This is a genomic window from Acidithiobacillus sp. TH-A36 (genome assembly GCF_057473445.1).
Window position 1 is genome coordinate 1 of record NZ_JBYCKP010000141.1, and the last position, 1,150, is coordinate 1,150.

The following is a 1,150-nucleotide window of genomic DNA, read 5'->3' on the forward strand; positions in this document are numbered from 1 at the left end:
AGTTGAACATATGGAGCTGATCCGGGCCACCCAGTGGTGGCGCCAAAACTGAGGGGCCGCGTTAGCGTCCCCGTTTTAAGCCGCTTTGAGCGGCTCACGAACTAAAGCTCCCGGCTTTGCCGGGAGATATTTACTAAGAATGATGTTATATAGGACAATGAGGGAAGATGACAAGGTCTTGTGTTAAATTGGTTATTTCTTGATTTCTGAGGTGCTGAACATCAGCGAAACCAGAGTTTATCCCAACTTTGCTGGGCAGCTAGCCCGAGTTTTTGCGGCAGGCTTTTGGGCCGCTGGTAACTCAGAAGCAGTAACTTACCTTTTTTTGCAGCCTCAACGATAATCTCGTCGCTGGTAGCCAGCTGATCAACCAGCCCCAGTTGCAGGGCCTTGTTACCCAGCCACGCCTCGCCGGTGGCCACTTTTTCCAGATCAAGCTGGGGGCGAAACTGCTCCACGAAGTCGCGGAACTGGGCATGGGTCTCTTCCAGTTCTTCACGCAGTTTGGCGCGACCACTATCGGTATTTTCCCCGAAAAGCGTGACGGTCCGCTTGTATTTACCAGCGGTAAACTGCTCGAAATCGATATTGCGTTCCTGTAACCAGCGATGAAAGTTGGGAATTTGTGCGACAACCCCAATAGAACCGAGCAGCGCGAATGGGCTGGCCACAATCCGGTCAGCGGTCACGGCCATCATGTATCCACCGCTGGCCGCAACAGCATCTACCAATACGGTGCTATGAATTTTCGCGGCACGCAGGCGCAACAGCTGGGCGGCCGCCAAACCATAGGTATTGACCATGCCGCCGCCGCTTTCGAGGCGGATGAGCACACAATCATCAGGCTGGGCAACCTGGATGATCGCGGTAATTTCCTCGCGCAAAGCGCTCACCGCCGAAGCGCGAATGTCGCCCTTGAAGTCCAGCAGATAAGTACAAATTTCGTCCTTTCTGGCTTTATGCATTTTCTTGAGGTTTTTTTGATGCGCTTTGCGGAGTTTTTTGTCGAAACGCAGCGCTTCGATACGGTCAGCCGCTTGTTCAATTTGCTGGCGTAAATCCGTAACCTGGACCTGACCTGCAGGTGCGGGTTTGCGCTTGCTGAGGGCGATGGCAGCAATGCCTCCGGCGACAATCAGGATGGCGACTA

The 1,150-nt window shown here is 53.6% G+C and carries 1 protein-coding gene; it reads right to left on the reverse strand.

Annotated elements, in window-relative coordinates; genetic code table 11:
• Positions 1-221: 221 nt before the first annotated feature.
• Positions 222-1,150, reverse strand: a 929-nt coding sequence (gene sohB / locus AC2VLY_RS03915) for a protease SohB (RefSeq protein ID WP_486921795.1), incomplete at its 5' end; no start/stop codon positions are given.